The sequence below is a fragment of the uncultured Acetobacterium sp. genome, assembly GCF_927416815.1.
Taxonomy (GTDB): domain Bacteria; phylum Bacillota; class Clostridia; order Eubacteriales; family Eubacteriaceae; genus Acetobacterium.
Window position 1 is genome coordinate 1 of the sequence record NZ_CAKMJU010000031.1, and the last position, 23,178, is coordinate 23,178.

At 42.6% G+C, this 23,178-nt stretch carries 22 protein-coding genes and 1 pseudogene; 20 read left to right on the top strand and 3 right to left on the bottom strand.

What is annotated here, in order from left to right; translation table 11 throughout:
• Positions 1-150 precede the first annotated feature (150 nt).
• Positions 151-465, top strand: a complete 315-nt coding sequence (locus tag QZ998_RS05990) for a hypothetical protein (RefSeq protein WP_296558866.1) — start codon at positions 151-153, stop codon at positions 463-465.
• Here the strand turns inward: QZ998_RS05990 and QZ998_RS05995 are convergent.
• The 3 genes and pseudogenes from QZ998_RS05995 to QZ998_RS06005 form a co-directional block, all read right to left on the bottom strand.
• On the bottom strand, positions 440-1,198 hold the full coding sequence (locus QZ998_RS05995; RefSeq protein ID WP_296558867.1) for a tRNA threonylcarbamoyladenosine dehydratase: 759 nt from the start codon (positions 1,196-1,198) through the stop codon (positions 440-442). The genes QZ998_RS05990 and QZ998_RS05995 overlap by 26 nt on opposite strands.
• A 71-nt stretch (positions 1,199-1,269) precedes the next feature.
• A pseudogene (locus QZ998_RS06000) lies at positions 1,270-2,088 on the bottom strand (ATP-binding protein); the annotation flags it as partial.
• A gap of 20 nt (positions 2,089-2,108) precedes the next feature.
• Positions 2,109-3,233, bottom strand: a complete 1,125-nt coding sequence (locus QZ998_RS06005; RefSeq protein ID WP_296558869.1) for a cysteine desulfurase family protein — start codon at positions 3,231-3,233, stop codon at positions 2,109-2,111.
• A 277-nt stretch (positions 3,234-3,510) separates the two neighbouring features.
• On the opposite strand from QZ998_RS06005, the gene cysK (QZ998_RS06010) reads away from it, so the two are divergent.
• The 19 genes from cysK (QZ998_RS06010) (at position 3,511) to QZ998_RS06100 (ending at position 23,036) form a co-directional block, all read left to right on the top strand.
• Positions 3,511-4,440, top strand: coding sequence for a cysteine synthase A (gene cysK / locus QZ998_RS06010; protein WP_186892906.1), 930 nt, complete (start codon positions 3,511-3,513; stop codon positions 4,438-4,440).
• Positions 4,440-4,874 (top strand): Rrf2 family transcriptional regulator, encoded by a 435-nt coding sequence (locus QZ998_RS06015; protein WP_026393854.1) that lies wholly within the window; start codon positions 4,440-4,442, stop codon positions 4,872-4,874. Before cysK (QZ998_RS06010) ends, QZ998_RS06015 begins: the two co-directional genes overlap by 1 nt.
• Positions 4,875-5,117: 243 nt before the next feature.
• Positions 5,118-5,783 carry a corrinoid protein gene (locus QZ998_RS06020; RefSeq protein ID WP_026393853.1) on the top strand — a complete coding sequence of 222 codons (666 nt, stop codon included), beginning with the start codon at positions 5,118-5,120 and terminating at the stop codon, positions 5,781-5,783.
• Positions 5,784-5,834: 51 nt separating this feature from the next.
• On the top strand, positions 5,835-6,914 hold the full coding sequence (locus QZ998_RS06025) for a uroporphyrinogen decarboxylase family protein (protein ID WP_026393852.1): 1,080 nt from the start codon (positions 5,835-5,837) through the stop codon (positions 6,912-6,914).
• Between the two features lie 151 nt (positions 6,915-7,065).
• Complete coding sequence (locus tag QZ998_RS06030) at positions 7,066-8,022, top strand: GTP-binding protein (protein WP_026393851.1); 957 nt, start codon at positions 7,066-7,068, stop codon at positions 8,020-8,022.
• A gap of 1 nt (position 8,023) precedes the next feature.
• Positions 8,024-8,695, top strand: coding sequence for a DUF1638 domain-containing protein (locus QZ998_RS06035; protein WP_186892907.1), 672 nt, complete (start codon positions 8,024-8,026; stop codon positions 8,693-8,695).
• A 52-nt stretch (positions 8,696-8,747) separates the two neighbouring features.
• Positions 8,748-9,770: a uroporphyrinogen decarboxylase family protein gene (locus QZ998_RS06040; protein ID WP_296558875.1), complete on the top strand. Its 1,023-nt coding sequence runs from the start codon at positions 8,748-8,750 to the stop codon at positions 9,768-9,770.
• Positions 9,771-9,775: 5 nt separating this feature from the next.
• The gene (locus tag QZ998_RS06045) at positions 9,776-11,461 is read left to right on the top strand and encodes an ASKHA domain-containing protein (RefSeq protein WP_296558877.1); all 1,686 of its coding nucleotides are present in this window, start codon (positions 9,776-9,778) and stop codon (positions 11,459-11,461) included.
• 228 nt (positions 11,462-11,689) lie between these two features.
• Entirely contained in the window at positions 11,690-11,854 is a 165-nt protein-coding gene (locus QZ998_RS06050) for a YezD family protein (RefSeq protein WP_296558879.1), read from the top strand.
• A gap of 191 nt (positions 11,855-12,045) precedes the next feature.
• Positions 12,046-12,399, top strand: a complete 354-nt coding sequence (locus tag QZ998_RS06055) for a NifB/NifX family molybdenum-iron cluster-binding protein (protein ID WP_296558885.1) — start codon at positions 12,046-12,048, stop codon at positions 12,397-12,399.
• Entirely contained in the window at positions 12,396-13,262 is an 867-nt protein-coding gene (locus QZ998_RS06060) for a radical SAM protein (RefSeq protein ID WP_296558886.1), read from the top strand. The genes QZ998_RS06055 and QZ998_RS06060 overlap by 4 nt, the downstream gene beginning before the upstream one ends.
• 183 nt (positions 13,263-13,445) lie before the next feature.
• Positions 13,446-14,516, top strand: coding sequence for an ABC transporter substrate-binding protein (locus QZ998_RS06065; protein ID WP_296558888.1), 1,071 nt, complete (start codon positions 13,446-13,448; stop codon positions 14,514-14,516).
• Between the two features lie 25 nt (positions 14,517-14,541).
• Positions 14,542-15,348, top strand: a complete 807-nt coding sequence (locus tag QZ998_RS06070; RefSeq protein WP_296558891.1) for an ABC transporter ATP-binding protein — start codon at positions 14,542-14,544, stop codon at positions 15,346-15,348.
• Entirely contained in the window at positions 15,349-16,272 is a 924-nt protein-coding gene (locus QZ998_RS06075) for an ABC transporter permease subunit (RefSeq protein WP_296558893.1), read from the top strand.
• 13 nt (positions 16,273-16,285) lie between these two features.
• Complete coding sequence (cysK, locus tag QZ998_RS06080; RefSeq protein ID WP_296558895.1) at positions 16,286-17,218, top strand: cysteine synthase A; 933 nt, start codon at positions 16,286-16,288, stop codon at positions 17,216-17,218.
• Between the two features lie 38 nt (positions 17,219-17,256).
• Entirely contained in the window at positions 17,257-18,882 is a 1,626-nt protein-coding gene (locus tag QZ998_RS06085) for a nitrogenase component 1 (RefSeq protein WP_296558896.1), read from the top strand.
• A 33-nt stretch (positions 18,883-18,915) separates the two neighbouring features.
• Positions 18,916-20,262: a nitrogenase component 1 gene (locus QZ998_RS06090; RefSeq protein WP_296558897.1), complete on the top strand. Its 1,347-nt coding sequence runs from the start codon at positions 18,916-18,918 to the stop codon at positions 20,260-20,262.
• Between the two features lie 40 nt (positions 20,263-20,302).
• Entirely contained in the window at positions 20,303-21,154 is an 852-nt protein-coding gene (nifH, locus tag QZ998_RS06095; RefSeq protein WP_296558899.1) for a nitrogenase iron protein, read from the top strand.
• Positions 21,155-21,755: 601 nt separating this feature from the next.
• The gene (locus QZ998_RS06100; protein WP_296558901.1) at positions 21,756-23,036 is read left to right on the top strand and encodes an O-acetylhomoserine aminocarboxypropyltransferase/cysteine synthase family protein; all 1,281 of its coding nucleotides are present in this window, start codon (positions 21,756-21,758) and stop codon (positions 23,034-23,036) included.
• Positions 23,037-23,178 lie beyond the last annotated feature (142 nt).

Here is a 23,178-nt window from a genome sequence, read left to right on the forward strand (position 1 = left end):
ATAAGGCGTCGCAAGGAGAACAAGAATTGTCCTTCGCTAATCATTCTATAATGATATTTAGCCTTAGGATATCTCAATTAACAATAAAAAATAAATATGTTTAGACCCGTAAAGTAATGGTTCTAAACATATTATACGAGGAGGAGAAAGATGAATAATAACTTTGCGATAAAAATTGATGATGCAGTGTTAAACTGGATGCGCAAAAAAAGAAAAAAGGTGTTGACGTTATCGGTCAACACCACAGGAGGCGGCTGCTGTCCAACCTTTGAAATTGTTGAGATAGATATGATCGAACCGGATCAAACGGAGAAATTTCAATTATTTGAGCAAAATGACATTACCCTGTATATTTCCAAAAACACAAGGATTACGGCACCAATCCTGCACTTTAAACTTAAGAAAAACTTGATTGGAGCGACCATACAAGCCGAAGGGCTTAGTTTGAAAAAGCGAGATCCTTGATCACTTCGCCTGCTAAAATTAGACCCGCCACTGATGGAACAAAAGAAATGCTGCCGGGAATGGATCGTCGATCGGTACATTTTCTTTCAGTTCCCGGCGGGCAAATACAATTGGATTTACAATTGTTGGCCAGATTTTCAATTTGTTTAATCGGTTCTTCGGTTGAAAACACCACTTTTAAATGCTTGATCCGTCGTTTTTTGAGTTCTTTTCGCATGATTTTTGCGACCGGACACATGCTTGTTTTGAAGATATCAGAAACCTTAAAAAGCGTTGGATCTAATTTGTTTCCGGCACCCATACAGCTGATGATGGGTGTTTTTGTGTTTTCGGTTTGGAGCACCAACTCAATTTTGGCCGAAATCGTATCGATGGCATCAACCACATAGGAATAGGAAGAGAAGTCAAATTCATGGGCATTTTCAGGTAAAAAAAAGCATTGATAAGTATTGACCTGAGCATTGGGATTGATATCCATAATCCGTTGTTTCATCACCTCCACCTTGTTTTGGCCGACGGTTTTTCGGGTGGCGATCAGCTGTCGGTTGATATTTGTCAAACAGACCTTATCGTCATCAATAAGATCAAATTTACCGATGCCGCTGCGGGCAAGGGCTTCAGCAGTATAACTACCCACACCGCCAATGCCAAAGATGGCAACGCTTGACTGCGCCAGTTTTTCCATGATGTCTTTGCCAAGTAATAATTCAGTTCTTGAAAATTGGTTCAACATTATAATTCTCCGTTCAGATATTATGGTTCAGATTTTTTTAGTTCGATTAAAGAGTTAGTTCGACTAGGGAGTCAGTTATCATATTCATCTAAAAAATGATGTTTAATTCCATCTTGTTTATATGAAATAATGGTATTCAGATTGACGTTCTCCACACTTTTGAAAATATTGCTTTCGATGTAAGGGCTGGTTTGACGGAATTTTTTTAGCAGCGTTTTCATTTCCTGGCGCTTGGAGGCTCCGCCTTCATTGTCAGAAATCATACAATTTTCGGTAAATCGGCAGGCACACTGTATAAATTGCAGGTCGTTATGTAATTTCCAGCTGATGATCGCCTCTTCCCGGATCAGGTACATCGGCCGGATTAATTCCATATTCTCAAAATTGCTGCTTTTTAGCTTGGGCATCATGGTCTGTATCTGGCCGCCGTAAAGCATCCCCATCAGGATGGTTTCGATGACATCGTCATAATGATGCCCCAGGGCGATTTTATTGCATCCCAATTCTTTGGCGTGATGATACAGATGGCCCCGACGCATCCGGGCACAGAGATAGCAGGGAGATTTTTCAATATCGGCCACTGAATCAAAAATCTGCGACTCGAAAATAGTGGCTTCAATATTCAACAGCTTCAGATTTTTTTTGATCATTTCCCGGTTGATCGGGTTATAGCCCGGATCCATTACCAGAAAAACCAATTCAAATTCGAATTTATTATGTTTCTTCAGTTCCTGAAACAGCTTTGCCATCAGCATGGAGTCTTTTCCTCCAGAGATGCACACCGCAATTTTATCCCCTTCCTTGACCAGCTGATATTCATTGATGCCACTGGTAAAACGGCACCAGATACTGCTGCGATACTTCTTTTTTAAACTTTTTTCTATTTCTTCATAACGTTCCATGATAACTCCTACTTTTTAGTTAAACTTTTATAACAAAAATCAAATATTTCCATAAACTCCTGCAATTCGCTGTCAGTGGTTAAATGACAGAGACTGATCCGCCAGGAAGATCTGGCCAGATCCCGGCTTCCGGTGACCGCGAGAACTGAGCGGGAGGGGGTGTTATCGGTAGAACAGGCTGATTTGGTCGATACGCAGACTTCCTGATCACTCAGTGCAGCCTGAAAGGCTTGCGCCTTGACGCCTTTGACACTGAGATTAAGAATGTGGGGAATGGAATGCTCAGTACTGTTGAAAGAAACCAGCGGATAAATTGACAACTGCTTTTTTAACCAGGCGTTTTTTAAGGCAACCTGGGCTAGCCGTTCTTCCAGTTCAGCCATGCACAGTTCAAGAGCCAGCGCTGTTGCCCCGGCCCCTGCCGTAAAAGGCGTGCCGCTTCGATAATAACTGGTGCTGGTGCCGCCATGGATCTGTGGTTCAAGGATCAGGCTGTCGCTTTTTAGCAGTACGCCCATGCCATTCAGGCCGAAAAATTTGTGGGGTGAAAAGGTAACCAGATCGATCTGGTCTAAATGAACGGGTATTTTCCCGACAGCCTGAGTGGCATCCACATGAAAAAAACAATTGGGATAAGCAGCAACAATCGCCGAAATTGATTCAATTGGCTGACAGACCCCCAATTCACTGTCCACATAGTTGATCGAAACCAGAATTGTATCCGCCCGGATTAATTCTTTGAGATGATCAAGGTCGACGGTGCCGTCTTTTTTGATGGCTACCAGATCAACCTCATAGCCGATCGATTGAAGCTGCTTGAGGCTACCGCTTACAGAAGCATGCTCCAGACAGGTTGAGATGAGGTGCCGACCATTTTCACGATAATTTCTGGCCACACCCTTAATGGCCAGGTTATTAGCTTCGGTAGCGCCAGAGGTATAGATGATTTCCATATTTGAGCAGTTTAATTGATTCTTTATTTTGATGGTAGCATTTTCAATGAGCTGTTTCCCATTTTTGCCCAAAAGATGTGCGCCGTTGGCGTTGCCGAAAGCGTTCTGGCTAATGCGACAAAACAGATCCAGGACCTCGGCATTCACTGGGGTATCGGCGGCGTAATCCAAATATATCACGTGTTATCTCCGTTCTAAACCGAATCATGTGATAATGACGTAGCGGTTCATAAAAAATACCCAGGAGATCATTGCGAAATCGCCAGGCTGATATCCTAATTATACTATAGAATTACTTGTAATAAAATGAAGATTTCAAATTTTAAGGATTGCTTTGGGTATTAAGTAAAGTAGCTAATGCGTTAAAAAAGAAAAAAGAGTTGACAAGCAAAAGAATGGATAATATAATAAATCATATAGAAATAATATGAAATGTTATAAGAAATGAGGTATCACGATGTCAAAAATTGCAAAAAATCTGACCGACTTAATTGGAAACACTCCTCTTCTAGAGCTGGTAAATTATGAAAAAAACCTGAACCTGGAAGCGAAAGTAATTGCAAAACTTGAGTATTTTAACCCTTTATCCTCTGTTAAAGATCGAATCGGTTTTGCCATGATTGATGCGGCTGAAAAAGCTGGTCTGATCAATCAAGATTCGGTGATTATTGAACCGACCAGTGGGAATACCGGTGTTGGTCTGGCGTTTGTAGCCGCTGCAAAAGGGTACCGCTTAATCTTAACGATGCCCGAAACCATGAGTATTGAACGCCGTAACCTGGTTTCAGCTTTAGGGGCTGAACTGGTTTTAACCCCCGGCGCACTGGGAATGAAGGGTGCCATTGCCAAGGCTCAGGAATTGGCGGAAAGCACACCGAATGCGTTTGTACCGCAACAATTTGAAAATCCGGCGAATCCTGAGATTCATAGAACAACCACGGCGGTGGAAATTTGGAATGATACCGATGGAGAAGTGGACATCTTTGTCTCCGGAATCGGAACCGGCGGAACCATTACCGGGGTCGGTGAAGTTTTAAAAGAAAAGAAGCCCGGGGTAAAAATCGTTGCTGTTGAGCCGGAGGCTTCTCCCGTGTTATCAGGCGGAAATCCTGGACCACATAAAATCCAGGGAATTGGTGCCGGGTTTGTTCCCGGAGTCCTTAATACCTCGATATATGATGAAGTCATTAAGGTCAGCAATGAAAATGCTTTCCTGACATCCAAGGAAGTAGGACGGCGCGAAGGACTGTTGGTGGGAATTTCTTCCGGGGCAGCAATCTACGCAGCTACCGAATTGGCAAAACGACCAGAAAATAAAGGCAAAACGATTGTGGTTCTATTGCCAGACACTGGTGAACGTTATCTGTCAACGGGCTTGTTTCAGTAATGAAAATTTCCACTAAGGGCAGGTATGCCTTGCGTTTAATGCTGGACCTGGCGATTAACAACACCGGGGAATACATTCCCATTAAGCGGATTGCTGAGCGCCAGGAGATTTCAGAAAAATATTTGGAACAGATCATTACCCAGATTTCACGAGCTGGCTTTGTTCGCAGCGTTCGTGGTTCTCAGGGCGGTTATCAGTTGGCCAGTCCCCCGGAAGATTATACCGTGGGGATGATTGTACGGTTACTAGAAGGTGAGTTGTCACCGGTTATTTTGAGTGATGAAGCGGGAGTTTATGAGCAAGCAGACCGTCATGTCACCGCAGATGTCTGGCAGGAAATCAAAGATGCCATTGATCAGGTAGTGGATAACATTACCTTGGCCGAACTGGTAAGACGCTATCACGAAAAAGGTAACTGTGAGTATTACATCTGATTCGGCTTATTTTGGTTTGTTATTTCGTAAATTCAAGAGCGGTGCGCTATAGTGTTTAATCATCAAGAATGAATTTAAAAAAAGACATGATTTGAAGCAGAGGCTTCAAATCATGTCTTTTTGCATAAAGAAGAAATCATATCAGTTTAGTGTAAAAAAATATTGACAAATGAAAAAGCATCTAATATAATAATCATACCAAACATATAGGAGATGTATGTTAATCAAGGAGGGAATTATTAAATGTCTTTAAACAAACAGGAATTATTCGACAAACTGGCAGCGTCAATTGTAGACATGGATGAGGATTTAACCATTGAACTCAGTAATCAGGTGATCGCTGAAGGAATTGATGCCTATGAAGCTATCGTCAATGGACTGACCGTTGGGATGAATCAGGCAGGAAAATTATTTGATGAAGAAGAATACTTTGTACCCGAATTATTAATGTGCTCGGACGCCATGTATTCGGGTCTAAATATCCTAAAACCCCATATTAAGATTAACTCACACGAAACCAAACGAAAAGCCGTCATTGGCGTAATTGAAGGGGATACCCACGATATCGGAAAGAATCTGGTAAAGATTATGCTGGAAACCGGCGGCTATGATATTGTGGATCTGGGACGTGATGTTTCTCCAACTACTTTTGTGGAACGAGCTAAAGAAGAACAAGCTGAATTCATTTTCATTTCAACATTAATGACAACGACCATGGAAGGTATGAACGAGGTCGTCGAAATTTTAGTCGAAGAAAAAATAAGAGAAGACTATAAGGTCTTAATCGGTGGTGGTCCGGTTTCCCAATCCTATGCTGACAAGATTGGTGCCGATGGCTATGCAGAGAATGCTGCCGAAGCGGTAAAATTGGCGAACAACATTGTTGCCGCATATGGAAATGAGCTCTAAGAAAAAATTCACAAAAATACGCAAAGACGATTAAATTGGAGGAAATCATCTATGTCATTGATACAAAGAAATGAAGAAATAACATCACTGGAACGCGTTGTTCTGACTCTGCAACGAAAAGAAGTTGACCGGATTCCGGCGATTCCCCTGGTCTGCGGCGCTTCCTATCGGGTGATCGGATCACGTTATGATAAATGGTCTCAGGATGCCGAAATTGCGACCCAAAGTCTCCTGGCAGCCCAGGAACTAATCGGTCAGGATGCCTTTTTGCTGCTGGTCGACCTTTCTGTTGAAGCGGCTGACTTCGGCCAGGAACTAATTTTTCCTAAATTCAGTACCGCCTATCCTGATTTTAACAACCAGTATATAAAAACAGCTGGGGAATACGACAAGATCAAAAAAATTAACCCGAGAGAGACCACACGGATGAAGCAGGTTGTCGATACGGTCAGAGGTTTATCAGAAGCAAAAGGCAATGAAGTTGCCATCTTCGGATTTGTCTATGGCCCGCTGGGGGTTTTGTCGCAAATTAGAGGTCATAAGGAGCTGTTTGTGGATCTGATCAAACACCCAGAAGAAGTTCTGGGGGCAGTTGATGTTATCACCGATGTTCTTATTGAGTATGCTGTTGCTCAGATTGAAGCGGGGGCCCATTCCATTGTTATAGATCCCCTGTATTCATCAGGAACTGTTTTGAGAAACACAACCTGGGAAAAATTCGAAGGCCCATATCTAAAACGTCTTGCCGATGCGATTCGAGCGGCCGGTTCAGCAGTGGCCATCCACAATTGCGGTGGTGGTGTTTATTTTGAAGAAGTTATCAAGTGGTCTGATCCGGTGGCGATCTCGGTTGCTCACCCGGCCCATGGTGCCAAAGATTGGGAAGAACATGCCAAAACCTGGGGTGATAAGATTATCACCATCGGATATTCCGATCCCGCCGAAACCGGTCTCGTATTTACTGCCGATGAGGTATTGGAAGATGTCAAAAGGCAACTGGATTTATTTAAAAAACACAATGCCGGCTTTATCCTTTCTTCTGGCTGTGAGTTCCCGCCCAATGGTAATTTACTAAATGCAGCAGCAATGGTGGAAGCTTCCAGACGATACGGGCGTTGGTCGATAAAGTAATTTCCAAACAATAGGTCGAAGTAAAATAAATTCAACAGAACAATAAAAATGAATTAAATCCAAGTGATCAATGACAACAATTTAACCAAGATTGTTGTCATTGAGTTTATAAATGACTAGTTCAATGATTAACAGATAGGAAAGTGATCGTATGACAATACAAATTGATATTTTTTCTGGTTTTTTTGGTGCCGGTAAAACCACATTAATAAAGAAGCTGATCGATGAAAATGTGTATTCAAAAAAAATAACGCTGATTGAAAATGAGTTTGGCGAAATTCCAATCGATGGGGCATTTCTAAAAAAATACAACATTGAAATAAAGGAAATCAAGGCCGGGTGTATCTGCTGTTCTACCGTGATTGATTTTACCAATACTTTGCGAGAAATCATTAAATCGAAAGAAACAGAAAGAATCATCATTGAACCATCGGGGGTCGGTAAACTGTCGGAAATCGTCAAAATTGTCAAGATACTTGAGGAAGATAATGACATTCATCTCAATCTGGTGATTGCCGCCGTCGATGTGACCATGTATGAGGAATTCACCGAGCTGTTCAGTGAATTTTATGGGGATCAGATCATTCACGCCAGTACCATTCTCCTAAGTCGTACCCAGAACGTCGATGATGAGGAGTTAGGCAAGGTGGTTTCGAAAATACGGGAAATCAATGATACGGCATCGATTGTGACCACGCCCTGGGATGATTTGAGTGGCATTGAACTGATTGGGCTTTCTGAAGCGGATGGGCAACAAATTTCCCGGGACGAGGATTTAAGTGCGTTTGATCTGGAGTTTGACGATGATGACCACGATCACGATGATGACGATCATAATCATGATATTTTTACAAGCTGGGGCATCGAAACGCCAAAGATATTTCCGGTAACTCAATTAGAAAGTATCTTTGAAAGTTTGAAGGATGAGGCGATTTTTGGAAAAGTAGTCCGGTCAAAGGGCAAGGTTCAGATTGATGGGGTCAATTGGGTGGAGTTTGATTTTGTCCCCAATGCCCTGGAAATAAGGGCATCTGAACCTGATGAAATCGGGCGTATTACCGTAATTGGACATGATCTGAATCAGGCCATTCTGGACACCGTTTTCTGATATGAACGTCAAAGTGATTGCCTGTGAGGTCATGCAGGCGGAAATAGAGAAATTGATGCCCATTCCGGAGCGGGATTTTGAATTTGTCTCGATGGACTTTCATTTATACCCCCAGAAACTAAAGGTCGAGCTCCAACGGCTTATTGATGCTTCCCAGAATTATCAAAAAATCATCCTGGCTTTTGGTTTGTGTGGTGGGGCAGCTAATGGTTTGATTTCTAAAGCCAGTGAACTGATTATTCCCAGAGTACATGATTGTATTTCGATCTTTATGTGCTCAGATACCTGTAGAGCCTGCGATTTTCAGAGTGAAATTGGAACCTTTTATCTCAGCAATGGCTGGATGATTACCGAAAAGAGCATTCTCGCAGACTATCGCCGAATTTATGATCGTTTGGGCGAAAAAAAAGCCAAGCGGATGCTGGAAAAAATGTATGATGGCTATAAAAAAGTTTTGTTTATTGAAACATCGGCAGAACCCAAGGAAGAGGTAATTGAGCAATCCCGAGAAATTGCAAAGCTGTTTGAAGCCGAATATCAGACAGTTAAAGGTGAAATCGGCTTTATTGAAAAAATTATAACCGGTCCCTGGGATGAAGCCAATTTCATAACGCTGCTCCCAAGGCAGGAAATGAGAGAAGCGTATTTTTCAAAAAATGCTGGAAGAACGTGAAATTTCAAAAGACTATAGAAGCCTGAAAATAAAAAGAAATGAGGAATTTTAGATGAATGATTTAACCCCAAAGGAACGGATCATCCGTTCCTTAAATAAAGAATCTGTTGATCGGGCACCGGTTATCTGTCCCGGTGGGATGATGAATTCAGCCATCGTTGATGTAATGAATAAAACTGGCCACACCTTACCGGATGGCCATCACGATAGTCAATTAATGGCAGAGATTGCCAATGACGTTCAGGAAAACACCGGTTTTGAGAACTTCGGTATTCCCTTTTGCATGACCGTAGAAGCAGAGGTACTGGGTAGTGAAATTAATTATGGAACCCTGGCCTGTGAACCAAAAATACAAAAAGAAGTGTTTCCATCGGTTAAAGAAGTCCTTTATCAGGACTTAGGCGCGATGGCAAAAAATAAGCGGGTTAATGCGATTATTGAAGCAACCTATCAGTTATCAAAAGAATATTCAGACATACCGGTATTTGGTAGTATCACCGGGCCGCTTAGTAGCGCCGCATCACTGGTTGACCCGATTCCATTTTTAAAAGAACTCCGGAAGAATCCTGCCGAAGCCCATCGGGTGGTTGATTATGCCACCAATCATATCATTGAATTGGCTAAGCTGATGGTGGAAGGCGGCGCCAGTGTGATTACCATTGCTGATCCCACTGCCACCGGAGAAATCTTGGGACCTGCGATGTTTGATGAATATGCGGTGCGTTATCTCAACAAAATCATCGATGCGATTCATGAAACCAATACCCCGGTGATTGTTCACATTTGCGGAAAAATGAATGCGGTTAGAAAATTTGTGCCAGCAATTAAGTCCGATGCGATCAGTACCGATTCTTCGATTAGCTTGCGAAAATTGAAAGAAGACTATCCTGAATTAACCACCATGGGGAACCTAAGTACCTATCTGCTGGAATTTGGTGAAGCCGATAAAGTTTCGAAACAAACCGAAAAACTTAAATTGGATGGCATTGATATTATTGCGCCAGCTTGTGGACTCAGTACCTCTACACCACTGGCGAATATAACAGCAATGACGAATCGGGTAAAGGGGGCGTAACGATTATGGTAAAAGTAAATTTTATCGGCGAAAACAAAGCTATTCTGGTGGAAAAAGGCACGACGATTTTAGCAGCGGCCCAAGAGTTGGGGATTGTTATTGAATCACCCTGTAATTCTGAAGGGGTTTGCGGAAAATGCAAGGTTAAGATTTCCGCAGCAAGTCTGAAAAATGTGGAAGAATACGGAAAACACCAACTACCAGAAGAGGAAAAAGAACAGGGATTTGTGCTTTCATGTCAGACTAAGGTGACTGGCCATGTCGATGTTAAGGCCGTTGCTAAAAACCGTAACAAAACACTACAAATATTAAACCATGGTCAGAGCTTTGATATTGACGTCAATAGTTTTATTAAAAAAGAATATACCGGCAATGGCAAGACTATTGTAACTGCCGGCGGCCAGATTTTAGGTGAGGAAGAAGGGGATACTGCAGCCCAGAATTATGGCGTAGTCGTTGACATCGGAACCACCACGCTGGTGGCAACACTGGTTAATATTAACACCGGTGAAGAACTGCACTCCGTCTCAGCACTAAACCCCCAAAGCCTGCATGCCCAGGATGTTTTATCGCGGATTAAATTTGCCTCTGATGAAAAAGGTCTGGATTCGATGTACTCAATGATTATTAAGGAATTGAACAAGCTGATTGAAAAAGCAGCCAGCCATACTGGTGTTGAACAAAAGCATATTTATGAAGTGATTTTCAGTGGGAATACCTGTATGATTCATCTGGCTGCTAACGTGAATCCTTATTCACTGGGTAAATACCCCTATACTCCAGCCATTACCGGGGGAAGTAGCTTAAGTTACAAAGAACATCTTCTGGATATTTCCACACTGGGATCAATTTATCTGCCGCCGATTATTTCTTCCTTTGTGGGGCCAGATATCACCTCCGGTGTTTTGGCAACCCGGCTACAGGATAAAGAACAGGTTACTTTATTTGTCGATATCGGCACCAATGGTGAAATGGTCTTGTCTGATCATGGCACATTAACGGCGACTTCCACCGCCGCCGGACCGGCATTTGAGGGGATGAATATCGCTTATGGAATGCGGGCCGAAAAAGGAGCGATCGAGTATTTCGAAATTGACGATAACGGCGAGATTGACATCGGAACCATCGAAGATGGCGAACCCATTGGGATCTGTGGCAGCGGTCTACTAGATATTGTGGGTGAACTGGTGGTTCATAAGGTTATCGACAAACGGGGCAGACTGGCGTCTCCAGATAATGCCGTGCTGAAACAGAGCCTTAGAAACAGACTGGTGAAAATCGATGGGAAAATTGCCTTTGAGGTTGCCAGTGGGGTATATCTCTCGCAAAAAGATATCCGACAGGTGCAGCTTGCCAAAGGTGCCGTTCGTGCTGGCATTGAGTTTTTAATGGGCGCAAAAGAACTGCAGCCCGAGGAGGTTGACGAGATTCAAATTGCTGGCTCATTTGGCTTTCATCTGCGCGCCAAGAGTCTGATTAATATTGGGCTGCTGCCAAAAGAATTTGAAGGCAAAATTGACTTTGTTGGCAATACTTCAAAATCCGGCGGACTGGCATTTTTACTGAATCAGAAATATCGCGATGAGATGGAAATCCTGGTTACCGAGATTGAGGTCATTGAATTGTCTAATGGGGAGAATTTTGATCGGATTTTTGTGGACTGTTTGTCTTTCGACAAAAAGAGTGCCTAAGCTGATGAATTAAATAGTACAGTTATAGAAACTGTTTCCAATGTACATCAGGTAAATGGATTGTATATGGAGACAGTTTTTTTATTCGCTAACAGCTCTAATAATTATGAAAACGAAAACAATGAAAGTTTCGCAAAAAAAAGAGTTGACTTATAAAGATAAAGCGATTAAAATAATATCATACAAAACATATGGGAATACAAAGTAATGCATTGACTGGAGGTCACGATGTCAGATTCTAGTGATAATCAAAAAGTAACTCAGATTTCGGAACGTGATTTAAAAAAGCTGATTGATTATATCGAGTGTATTCAATATGGATCTATTACCTTGATCATCCAGGACGGCAAGATTGTTCAAATCGAAAAAAACGAGAAGATTCGTTTAAAGTAACAATTTAGTCATGGCAAACAAGCGGGTTAATTAAATAATAAAGTCGTGGAACTGACCAGTCAACTGGAGGTTCCAGAATAAGAGTAATCTTTTTCTGGAGCCTTTTTTTATTGAGTTTTTCCTAAGAATAAAACGACACTGCTTAACAAGGTATAAACAAGTTAAACGCTAATTTATTATGAGGTGAAAAGATGAGAATTGCAGCGGTAAGCTCAGATGGCAAATTAATCAATCAGCATTTTGGACAGGCCAGAGATTTTTATATCTTTGACATAATGAACGAAGGTTATAAATTTCTGGGAATTCGTACAGGTAAACCATTTTGTAGTGGCGGTGAGCACGATGATGGAGAATTGTATAACGCCGTTGATCTTATTTCAGATTGTGACTATCTACTAGCTGTTCAGGTCGGGCATGGTGCTCAAAAGGAATTAAAAAATCACGGCATTATGGTAAAGATTACCAGAGGGATTTTCAAAGATTGCCTGTATGCTTTTTATAAGGAACTAGAAACCGAAGGTTTGATTGAAAGGAAAGGTGCATGAGCTATTTAAACAAAATAAAATCATTACATCCATGCTTTGGAGCAAAAAAAAATAAGGGCAGAATTCATTTGCCGGTGTGCCCGGCCTGCAATATTGAGTGCAAGTTCTGTGATCGGAAGATAAACGATTATGAGAATCGGCCGGGAGTTGCAGCCACCATTTTAAAACCCGAAGAAGCAGCTGAGTCGATTGGCAGAGCTCTGAAACTGTGCCCGGAGATTACCGTGGCCGGGATTGCCGGTCCCGGGGATGCCTTGGCATCAGATGGGGCAATGCTAACCTTTCGTCTGATTAAAGAGCATTATCCAGACCTTCTTAAATGCATGAGTACCAACGGCTTACTGTTGAATGAACGGGCCGAAGAGTTGATTGAGCTGGGAATTGATACCCTGACAGTAACGGTTAATGCGATAGATCCTCAGATCCAGGCTCAGATTATCTCCGGGATTCGCTATCATGGTAAGCGCTACGAAGGAGAAGAAGCTGCCAGGATTCTCATTGAAAACCAATTGGCAGGGATTAAAAAAATGACCGATGCCGGGGTGGTGGTAAAGGTTAATACCGTTTTAATCGTCGAGATAAACCGCCATCATATTAAGGATATTGCCAAGGCCGTTAGTGAAGCGCGAGCCAGTATGTATAACATTATCCCACTGATTCCCCAGCATCAGTTATCACATTGTCGAGAACCGCAATGCATTGAAATTGATGAAGCCAGACAGGAGGCAGAACGCTATATAGATGTGTTTCGTCATTGTCAACGATGCCGGGCAGATGCGGTTGGTGTTCCGGGCGGTCAGGACTTTGGCGATCAGATTTATCTGAAGCGGCTGGCAGTGAAAGATACCTTTTCTCACGGCTGATTTAATTTCACAAAAAAAAAGCAGAAAGGAAGGTTGCGTTGAAAATACTGAAATCTGGGAATTCAAAAGTAAAAATTTATCGTTATATGCCAATGGGCGTGTTTGATTGTTAGTCAATTTGATTGGAGAAAAATATTTATATAGCCTAAGAAGTGAAAAACTTAAATAATGAGAGGAAAAGTTATGAAAAAAATGAAATTATGGAAAAGATGGGTTGGGTTATTGGTAGGTTTGACGGTTTTAGTAACAACAGCCGGTTGTTCAAGCGGCACCAATCAAGCCAAAGAGCTGGTTGATTTTAAGATCGGTTATTTACCGTCTACCGGGCACTTGCTCTATTTTGTAGCACAAGATAAGGGTTATTTTGAAGAAGAAGGACTCAACTCTGAACTGGTACTCTTTTCTGAAAACAACAGCATGCTGACCGCCATGGAACAGAAAAAACTACAGGCTGGTGCCTTGGGATCGACAAACTCAATTCTATACGAGAGCCAGGGTCATGAGGTAACCATTTTTGGGGGAGCCATGACAGAAGGCCATGCTTTGGTGGTTAAAAATGAAGTTGTCGCTGGATTGGGAGACAAAGCCGATTTGACAGCATTAAAAGGAAAGCGGATTGCGGATACCTTTGGTGGTACGGCAGATGTTGTCTTCAGACAAGGCTTAATCAATGTGGGGCTTGATCCAGAAAAAGATGTTGAGCTGGTGTCCGCAGAAAGTGGATCGGCCGCTTTTGCAGCCTTGAAGAATGATGAAATCGACGGTGCGATTTTGTTTACACCATTTAGAAAACTGGCCGAAAACGAAGGTTACACCATCCTTTCTTATAGCGGCGAAGTAGCCGGGTTTGAAAACCATCCTTGCTGCCGGCAGGTGGCTCTCACCGAAGAGCTGAAAGCCAACCCGGATACCTATGTCGGATTCTTGCGAGCACTCATCAAAGCCTATAAATTCTACCAGGAAAACCCCGATGAAACCGTCGAGATTATTGCGAATTATGTCGATATCGATAAGGAAATCTTAAAACAGGAAACTTATGGAAAATTTATCAGCTCAAATCCAGATCCCGATAAAGGGGCGACCTTGGCATTCTATGACGCAATGGTAAATCTGAACTATGTTAAAGCCTTTGATCTGGAATCAGGAATTAACACGGAGTTGTATAAAGAAGCGCTGGATTCGATTGTTAAAGAGTTCCCCAATGATAAAACATACCAAAGTCTGGTCGAGTATCATAAACAGGCGAATGATTAATAGTGAATCATAAACAGGTGAAAATATGAGTAAAATTGAATTAAAAAACGTCACCCTTAACTACGCCGAACGAAAGAGTGTTTTTACGGCCTTGGATGATGTATCATTTTCAGTCAAAGCGGGTGAATTTGTCAGCATCATCGGAGCAAGCGGATGCGGGAAAAGTTCGTTGCTCAGTCTTCTGGAGGGTCTGAACTTTCCGACTCAGGGAGTGATTACCATTGATGGACAGGAAATAACAGGGACCGGAGAAGATCGGGCAGTAGTTTTTCAGCATTACTCACTTTTTCCATGGATGACAACCCGGGGAAATGTGATTTACGGGATCAAACAAGTCAATAAGAAATTGACCAATCAAGAGCTGACAGCTATTGCAGATGATTACCTCGAGAAAGTTGGCTTAAGCGGATTTGAGAACAAGTATCCGCTTCAGCTTTCAGGGGGAATGCAACAACGGGCGGCCATCGTAAGGGCACTTGCGATGAGCCCCTCGATCCTTCTGATGGACGAGCCCTTTGGTGCAGTGGATGCTAAAAACAGAAAGATTCTCCAGGAATTGCTTCTGGAGCTATGGGAAAACAGTGAAGAGAAAAAAACGGTAGTATTCGTAACCCATGATATTGACGAGGCCATTCTGCTTTCGGATCGAATTATTATGATGACATCAAATCCTGGACGGATCAAAAAAGAAATCCCGATTGACTTTCCCCGGCCACGTACCGGCAGTCATCTGCTGGAATCAAAAAAATACTTAAATTTCAGAAAAGAACTACTGGCAACTTTTTTTAATGACATATCTGAGAAAATCGGTGGAGAGGAAGTGGCGTTGTAAATGAAAGACAAATTAAAAAAACAGCTTAACATTACAAATCTGCTTTTTATCGTTTTTCTTCTGATTCAGCTCTTACCGGAGCAGTACAGCAAAGAAACCTATGAAATTAATATAATTATTTTTGTTATTGGCATCCAGGTTATCTATCTTCTACTTTCATTTTTAAATAAGAAAGAAGAAAAAATGGAGACCATTCAGGATATCATCGCAATTTTATATCTGCTTATTATCATCTGGCAATTGCTGACTTCAAAATCAGCAATCCTCAATGAGCTATTGTTTCCCGCACCGGGAATTGTCATTGAGCAGTTTATAGCAGATTTACCGAAAATTTTGGAGGGTATACAAAGCTCAATTTTCATCATTATTCAGGGATACCTGCTGGCACTTGTAACTGCCATTCCTCTGGGACTGGCAGCAGGATGGCACATCCGATTTGGTAATTCATTTCTGTATGTTTCCAAGTTTTTTGGTTCCATCCCACCCATCGTTTATATTCCTTATGCCATTGCTCTACTACCGGCTTTTCGTGATGCATCTGTTTTTGTTATTTTTGCCGCTTCTTTCTGGCCCATTCTGGGCGCAACCATGGCTGGTGTTTTCAACATCGAAAAGAAAATTCTTGATTCAGCAAAGACGCTGAATGTGGGTAAACTCTCGATGCTTTTTCATGTCATGTTGCCGGCAGCCTTGCCGGAAATTTTAATGGGCTGTAGTCAGGGGTTGGGAATCTCCTTTATCTTGCTGACTTCAGCTGAAATGATCGGTGGTAAGACCGGCATGGGCTATTATATTAAGTATTATTCGGACTTTGGCGATTTCACGAGAATAGTTGTTGGAATCATTGTACTGGGAGTTGTTGTCAGTATACTGACGTATTTCTTTAATTTACTGCAAAGCTATCTGCTTCGCTGGCGACAATAAACGAGGAGGAGAAATGGCAAATATTAAATCAGGCATTATCGATCTTATTGGAAATACACCGCTGGTTCAATTAAAAAGGATCGAACAGGAAACGGCATCAAGGGCGTCAATTATCGGCAAACTGGAGTACCTCAATCCGGCCGGAAGCGTTAAAGACCGGATCGCTAAATCGATGATCGAAGACGCCGAAGAAAAGGGGATATTAAAAAAGGGCACCACGATTATTGAGCCAACCAGTGGAAACACGGGCATCGGACTGGCCTCGGTGGCAGCTGCCAAGGGCTATCATATTATTCTGACGATGCCGGAAACCATGAGTCTGGAAAGAAGAAATTTATTAAAGGCTTACGGCGCTGAAGTGGTTTTGACCGATGGTACCCAGGGAATGCGCGGTGCTATTTTAAAAGCCAATGAATTAAATCTTGGTATCGAGAATTCAATTATTCTGGGTCAATTCGTTAATCCGGCTAATCCTGAGGCTCACCTCCAGCATACCGGTCCAGAAATCTGGGCCGATACTGACGGAAAAGTCGATATTCTGATTTCCGGGGTCGGAACCGGCGGAACGATTTCAGGTGCAGGTGCTTATCTGAAATCTAAAAAATCGGATATTCAGATCATTGCGGTGGAGCCGGAGGGATCACCGGTATTATCAATGGGTGAAAGTGGCAGCCATCAGATTCAAGGTTTAGGAGCTGGATTTGTGCCGGATATTCTCAATACGGGCATTTATAACGAGGTCATTGCGGTTTCAAATAAAAATGCTTTTGAGACCAGTAATCAGCTGGCAAAACTTGAAGGGATCCTAGTGGGAATCTCCTCCGGGGCGGCTCTTTGGGCAGCGATCGAAGCGGGAAAAAGACCTGAAAATGCGGGTAAAAAAATTGTGGTTATCCTTCCTGATAGTGGGGAACGCTATCTTTCCACACCGCTTTTCAGGGAATGATATAAGATAAAAGATTCATTAGCAAGAAGGAGAAATCAATGGCTAAAAGAGAAATAGATCTAAGTCTGGTTGACGTTGAAAACCGGGAGATGCGTTTAGGTTCCATCATTTCATGGGATGGCAGCGCTGAAGAACTGGTTGATAATTCCAGATATGAGTTAAGAAGTCGGGACAAACGAAAAAGTCTGGAAGGTTGTTCCGGAAAAAAGGAAAAAGGCTGTCGCTTATGCGAATTGAACATGCCTTTTAATCAGCAGACCATGTGTACCCACTCCATCGTTGGGTGCCAGGTGGGGAATATCCCCGACTGTATTTTGATCGAGCATTCGCCAATAGGCTGCTCGGCAATTCATGCGCGCTTTAATCTCGGTTATAAGATGGGATTGGCCCGGCGTGGTAAAAAAATTGAGAATATCCAGATTTTTAGCACTAATCTGCTGGAAAATGATATGGTTTTTGGCGCTAGTGACAAGCTTAGACAAACCATTTTGGATGCCCATAACCGTTTTAGTCCCAAAGCAATCTTTATTTCGATGTCTTGCTCGACCGCAATTATTGGGGAAGATATTGAAAGCGTTGCCCAGGAAATGGAAGAGGAATTGGAAATTCCAATTATTCCACTGTTTTGCGAAGGTTTTAGAAGCAAGCACTGGAGTACCGGTTTTGATATTTCCCAGCATGGGATTATGCGTCAGATCGTCAATAAGCATCCTCAAAAGCAGGAGGATTTAATTAATATTATTGCGCTATGGGGAACCGATTATTTTACCGAAATTCTTAAACCGCTGGGACTGCGGGTGAATTATATGATTGATATGGCCAGTTTTGACGAATTAGCCCAGGCCTCCGAGGCCGCCGTAACGGCCACATTTTGTCATACCTTGGGATCTTATATGGCCACCGCGCTGGAAAATGAGTATGGGGTACCCCAGGTAGATGCCGGACAACCATATGGTTTTAAAGGCACTGATGATTGGTTGCGTTCCATCGCAAAAATTATGGGCAAAGAAGACATCATTGAAGAGTATATAAAAGCCGAGCATGAGCGGGTGTTACCAAAAATAGAAGCGTTACGTAAGAAACTCAGCGGGATCAAGGGGTTTGTGGCCACCGGCTCGTCCTATGCTCATGGGATGATCTCGGTGATCAGAGAATTGGGCATTGAAGTAGACGGCTCCATTGTTTTTCATCATGATCCGGTTTATGACAGTGGCAAGTCAGAACAGGATACCTTAAAGGAGCTGGTCGATACCTATGGGAATATCGATCATTTTACAGTCAGCAAAACCCAACAATTTCAGTTTTATAATCTACTGAATCGGGTAAATCCTGATTTTATCATTATCCGCCACAATGGACTGGCACCGCTGGCTGCTAAAATTGGGATACCGGCGTTTGCCATGGGAGACGAACATTTCCCGGTCGGATATGACGGGATCATCCGGGTGGGAGAGGCATTAATTGAGATATTGGCCCGTAAAAAATTTGGGCAGGTGTTAAAACGACATGTCAAACTGCCTTATACCGACTGGTGGCTCAGCCAGAAAGATCCCTTTATTCTGGCCAGAAACCCCGGGATTCTGGATGAGGTAGCAGAACCGCAGCTACTTGAAAGTCTGACGGAAGATGCTTCACCAGAGACGCCGATTATAAAGAGTGCATAGTTGTGAATCAAACAAGCTTTGAAAGGAAAAAAGATGACAGAAGTTAATCAAACAAAAAAAAGCAATACCATTGTCCATCCCCGTTATGGCTGTGCTATTGGCGCAATTAATACGGTGGCCGCCATTCCGAGAGGTATCCCAATCGCTAATTGCGGGCCGGGTTGTGCGGATAAACAGTATTTTATGCTTTCGTTCTCAAACGGTTTTCAAGGTGCCGGATACAGTGGTGGCGGTGCTCTCCCAAGTACCAACGTGGGAGAAAATGAAATTGTCTTTGGGGGGCACAAAAAACTGGATGATTTAATCAAATCATCCTTGAAAATTATGGATGGTGATATTTACGTGGTTCTCACCGGTTGCTCAATTGAATTGATTGGCGATGACGTGGGTGCTATTGTCAAAGAGTATCAGGAAAAGGGTTATCCGGTGGTTCATGCAGAGGCTGCTGGATTTAAAGGTAACAATCTTACTGGTCATGAAAATGTCGTTAAAGCCATCATTGACCAGTATGTCGGTGAATATAAGGGGCGAAAGAAAAAAGGCCTGATCAATCTCTGGTTTGACGTTCCCTATTACCACGCCAACTGGCGGGGTGACAGTATCGAATTAAAACGGGTTTTAGAAGGCGCCGGATTCAAGGTCAATGTGCTCTTCGGCTCCGAGTCGGGTGGTGTCAGTGAATGGAAAGAGGTACCGAAAGCGCAGTTTAATCTGGTGGTTTCACCCTGGGTTGGTCTGGAAATAGCAAAACATCTGGAGACCAAATACAAGCAGCCCTTTTTGCATGTTCCGGTCATCCCGATCGGCGAAGAAGCAACAACTGAGTTTATCCGGGAGCTGGTGGACTTTGCCGGGATTGACAATAAAAAAGCGGAAGCGTTTATCAGCACCGAAGCGGAACGGTATTATTATTTTCTGGAACATTTTTCAGAGTTTTTTTCAGAATACTGGTTTGGGTTACCGGCAAGATTTGTGACCGTTGGTGATGCCGCCTACAATCTAGCCATTACAAAGTTTCTGACCGATCAGATTGGTCTGATTCCCACCAAACAAATCATTACCGATAATACCCCCGAAAAACATCGACAGAACATTCAGAAACTTTTTCACGACATTTCAGATGAATTTCCGTTGGATGTGGAATTTATCGAAGATGGTTATGTAATTGAAGAAAAAGTTAGAAATGTTGATTACGGATCAAGTGTCCCACTGATCCTAGGGTCGTCCTGGGAGTCCGATGTGGCAAAAGAAATCAAGGGTTTACTCATCCCCATCAGTACACCGATTGTTTCGGAAGTGGTGATCAACCGTACCTACGTTGGGTATCACGGTGCCCTGACCCTGCTTGAAAAAATTTACTCCGAAACGGTTCGGGGCTAAGCACTAAAAATAATCGATTGATCAGTTGAAAGGAAATATAATGACAAAAAAAATTAGACAAATTGCAATTTATGGAAAGGGTGGTATCGGTAAGTCAACGACCACTCAGAATTTGACCGCCGGGCTGGCCGAAAACGGAAAAGGCGTCATGATTGTTGGCTGCGATCCCAAAGCAGATTCCACCCGCTTACTACTGGGCGGACTGGCTCAGAAAACGGTTCTGGATACCCTCCGTGAAACAGGTGAAGAGATTGATCTTGAACATATCGTCAGAGACGGATACCGGGGTATTCGCTGTGTAGAATCTGGTGGCCCGGAACCAGGGGTTGGCTGTGCTGGCCGTGGCATTATTACGTCGATTGGTTTACTGGAAAGATTGGGCGCATATGATGAAGATCTAGACTATGTCTTTTATGATGTCCTTGGCGATGTGGTTTGCGGTGGTTTTGCGATGCCCATCCGGGAGGGCAAGGCTCGAGAAATTTACATTGTCGGAAGTGGTGAAATGATGGCCTTATATGCAGCCAATAATATTGCTAAAGGCATTCAAAAATTCGCTACCAAAGGGAAGGTCAGACTGGGCGGCATTATTTGTAACAGCCGCAACGTGGATCGGGAATACGAATTATTACGGGCTTTTTCAGCAGAACTTGGCACTCAGTTGATTCATTTTGTGCCACGGGATAATATTGTCCAGCACGCAGAAATTAGAAAGAAAACAGTAATCGATTTTGCTCCGGAATCTAAGCAGGCCGGCGAGTACCGGGATCTTGCGAAAAAAATCGAGGAAAACGAAAATTTTGTGATTCCAAAACCGATGTCAACCGATCGGCTCGAAGAAATACTCTTTGAATTTGGACTGATGGATGCAGTAGAAGATTATAAAATTTAGTGAGCGTTTGAAAATTTAGGAGCAGCCAGGAAATCATCTGGTGGAAAGTAAATTTCTTAACGCTGATTTCCAGGCGTTTTTGATATTAAAAGTGAAATCCCAAAAGAGTCATTGATCAATTACGCAAAGAAGCGCAAAACGGGAGAAGCATTATCATCAGCAGTCATGATCAAATGGTTCTCGATCAATCCGATCGGAATTATTTATTAGAAAAATAAAAAAACTGATTGACAAACAGGAAAAATTACGTTATATTTGTTTCATATCAAACATATAGGAAATATATGTAATATTTATTTTTAGGAGGCAAGCAATATGATGAACAATGAATTATGCACTTTAGATGAGAGACACTTTTGCATGTGTTGCAGTAGAACGGACTATCGGAACTATTGTTAGGCATGATGAGATATTGCATTTGTCATTCTTGCTAAGTGACAATTGAATATTTCTTGAGAAAGGGGTTGCATCATTGAGTACTTCAAAGCAGAATTTTTTCAAAAGAATATTCGACAAAAATAAAGAAGAAAAAAGTGAACAAACAAGAGAATTAAATAATCGAGATCAAAAAACATCAGAAAGAAATGAGAGGTTGACAAACGTGAGTGAAAGAAAATTAGGATTCGATACTTTACAGGTCCACGCCGGACAGACCCCAGACCCAGTAACTGGAGCAAGAGCTGTTCCTATTTATCAGACAACTTCCTATGTATTTAAAGACACTACCCAGGCCGAAGGTCGATTTGCATTAACGGATGCTGGTAATATCTACAGTCGGTTGACAAACCCCACCACCGATGCATTTGAGCAGCGGGTAGCGGCATTAGAAGGTGGTTCAGCCGGTCTGGCGACAGCATCTGGCGCCGCTGCCATTACCTATGCCATTCAAAACATTGCCCGAGCTGGGGATGAGATTGTATCAGCCAGTACCCTTTATGGCGGAACCTATCATCTTTTTGCCGAAACTCTGCCTAAGTTTGGCATCAATACAATCTTTGTCGATCCTGATGATCCGGAAAATTTCAGAAAAGCTATCACCGATAAAACTAAAGCACTGTTTATTGAAACTCTCGGAAATCCCGGCATCAACGTCATCGATTTTGATGCAGTCGGAAAAATCGCGGCTGAAAATAAAATTCCGTTAATCGTTGATAATACCTTTGCAACCCCATACTTATTCAAGCCACTGGAGCATGGTGCTAACGTCGTCGTGCATTCTGCCACCAAGTTCATCGGCGGTCACGGAACATCCATCGGCGGAATTATTGTTGATGGCGGTAACTTTGACTGGACCAGCGGAAAATTCCCGGATTTCACCACCCCGGACAAAAGCTACAATGGTATAAAATTTTCTGATTTAGGACCGATTGCTTATGCGGTAAAGATACGAGCCCAATTATTAAGAGATACCGGAGCCTCATTATCGCCATTTAATTCCTTCCTGTTTTTGCAGGGGCTGGAGTCTTTATCATTAAGAGTGCAAAAGCACGTTGATAATACCAAAAAAATTGTGGAATTCCTTGAAAATCATTCCAAAGTCAAAAAAGTAAATTATCCGGGACTCAAGTCCAATAAGTATTACGAGCTGGGTCAAAAATATCTGCCATTGGGAGCCGGTTCCATCTTTACATTTTCCATTGATGGTACCATTGATCAGGCCAAAAAGTTCATTGACAGCCTTGAAATCTTCTCGCTACTTGCAAATGTTGCGGATGCGAAATCCCTTGTTATTCATCCGGCGTCCACAACACACCAGCAGTTAAGTCCGGAAGAACAGGCAGCAGTTGGATTCGCCCCGGATGTGATCCGTTTGTCAATTGGGGTTGAGGATGTTGATGATTTGATTTACGATATCGAACAAGCTCTGGAAAAAGCACTATAAGGCACTATAGTATTTTCCCCTTAAAATAGTCAAGATACTAAGCAAGACATCTGCTGTTAGTGGCAAAGCAGCAGATGTTTTCTTTTCGGGCTGATCAGATTTCCACGAATCATTTTAAACTCAGTCAAAAATTTATTTAAAA